The 2108-nt window shown below is 69.5% G+C and carries 3 protein-coding genes; 1 reads left to right on the top strand and 2 read right to left on the bottom strand.

The annotated features are described in order from the left end of the window. Positions 1 to 878: TldD/PmbA family protein (locus VF662_RS07090; RefSeq protein ID WP_464139309.1), on the bottom strand; the 878-nt coding region annotated here is incomplete at its 3' end. 9 nt (positions 879 to 887) lie between these two features. After that, entirely contained in the window at positions 888 to 1799 is a 912-nt protein-coding gene (gene ubiA / locus VF662_RS07085) for a 4-hydroxybenzoate octaprenyltransferase (RefSeq protein WP_464139307.1), read from the bottom strand. Positions 1800 to 1908: 109 nt separating this feature from the next. On the opposite strand from ubiA, the gene VF662_RS07080 reads away from it, so the two are divergent. Beyond that, positions 1909 to 2108, top strand: a 200-nt coding sequence (locus tag VF662_RS07080) for an RNA methyltransferase PUA domain-containing protein (protein WP_464139305.1), incomplete at its 3' end; no start/stop codon positions are given.

Genomic DNA, 2108 nt, shown 5'->3' with positions numbered 1-2108 from the left:
GAGCGCAGGCCGCGCCTCTTGTGCGGGTCCTCGCGGATCGTGATCCCCTGAGGGAAGATCAGATCGTCCTCCCGCCCGAGCAGGAAGCTGGTCTTGCGGGCGATCGCCGCCCCGGTGATCGCGCCGAGCAAATGGCCGACGAGGCTGCCGCCGACGCGCGGATCGAACACCACCGGCATCGTGCCGCTCTGGAGCTTGCCGGGGTTGAGCCGCGCAAGCGTCCGCTCGGCGGCGAGACGGCCGATTGCCTCCGGCGCGTCGAGATCGTCATAGTGACGGGCGCTGTGGCTCGCGAAATCGCGCTGCATGTCCGCACCCGATCCGCCGAGCACGCCGGCGGTGCCGCTATAGCCGCTGGTCGAATAGCCGCGGCAGAAGCCGTGGCTGGTCGCGAGCGCGATCACGGAGCGGCCGGCGCTGACGCTCGCCCCCTCGCTGTTAGTGATGCCCGGCAGAGCGCGCGCCGCAGCCTCGGTTGCGAGCGCCCGCTCCTTTAATTCCGTTGGAAGCGGATCGCGGCCGTCATCGCCGTCGACGTCCGGCCCCGGATCGCGCATCAGCCGCTCCTCGGGGGCGAGGCCGGCATAGGGATCCTCCGGCGCCTCCCGCGCCATCGCCGCCGCGCGCTCCACCAGAGCGGAAAGCGCCTCGGCCGAGAGATCGGAGGAGGAAACGCTTGCCGAGCGGCTGCCGACGAAGAAGCGGAGGCCGATCTCCTCGCCTTCCGACCGCTCCACGTCCTCAAGCTCCCCAAGGCGGACGTGCACGCCCGTCGAGGCATCGCCGACATAGAGAACGTCGGCGGCGTCCGCTCCCGCGCGCTTGGCGGCTTCGATGAGGGAGGCGGCGCGCGCCTCGGCGTCACTGACTGTAAGCATGCGGCGCGCTTAAGCGCCCGCCGTCCCGACGACAAGGCAGGCGAGGAACATGAGGAAGCCGGCGAAGCGGTTCGACCGGAACTTGGCCAGTGCGTCGGCGCCTTCGTCCGGCTTCAGGCTCGCTACCTGCCAGAGGAGGTGAACCGCGACCGGCAGCAGGGCGGCGAGGGCCAAAACCTCAGGCCGCAGGGAGTGGATCGCCGCGCCCCAGAAGCCGAGCGCAAGCATGTAGAAGACCGCGATGCCGGACCGGGCGCGCTTGCCAAGCGCAAGCGCCGAGGATTTGACGCCGACCAGTGCATCGTCCTCCCTGTCCTGGAGCGCGTAGATCGTGTCGTAGCCGATCACCCAGAAGATGGAGCCGGCGTATAGGAGCAAAGCCGGAACGCCCATCTCCCCCCGCACCGCCGGCCATCCGACAAGAGCGCCCCAGGAGAAGACCAGCCCGAGCCACGCCTGCGGCCACCAGGTGATCCGCTTCATGAAGGGATAGGCGGCAACCAGTGCAAGACTCGCGAGCGCCACCATCTGCGCGGTCCGCTGGAGCTGCAGCAGCACGGCGAGGCCGATCAGGCTGAGCCCGACCAGCAGCACCCATGCGGCCTTCAACGACACCCGCTTGCTCGCCAGCGGCCGAAGCCGAGTCCGCTCTACGCGGGCATCGAGATCCCGGTCGATGATGTCGTTGTAGACGCAGCCCGCGCTCCGCATCGCGAAGGCGCCTAGGGCGAACCAGAGCAGCAGCGCCACGCCCCGCTCCCCGACCCCCGCCAGCGCTATGCTCCACGCGCAGGGCCAGAACAGCAGCCAGACCCCGATCGGCCGGTCGAGCCGCATCAACGACGCGAACGGCCGCGCCGCCGCCGGCAGCACGCCGATCAGCCCGCGCCGCTCGCTGTCCGGGACGATGTCTTCGATCATCATAAGCCCCTACCCGTTCGGCCTGAGCCTGTCGAAGGCCTGTTCTCCTTTACGGGAGGTACAAAAGGCAGGGCTTCGACAAGCTCAGCGCGAACGGTATGGGGGAAGCATGCCCGCAACCCCCGCCTGGCCCCCTGCCAGCCTCCCGCGTCTCTACGTTGACCAGCCGCTGGGCGAAGGCGCAGCGCTGGTGCTGGAGGGGCCGCAGGCGAACTACCTATCGGCCGTCATGCGTCTCGGCCCCGGCGCGCAGCTGAAGCTGTTCGACGACCGCACAGGGGAATGGCTCGCGGAGATCACCGAAGCGGG

The organism is Allosphingosinicella sp. (assembly GCF_036387215.1).
Classification (GTDB): Bacteria; Pseudomonadota; Alphaproteobacteria; order Sphingomonadales; family Sphingomonadaceae; genus Allosphingosinicella.
Note: the sequence above shows the minus strand (reverse complement) of the source record. Positions and strands in the feature narration are given on the sequence as shown.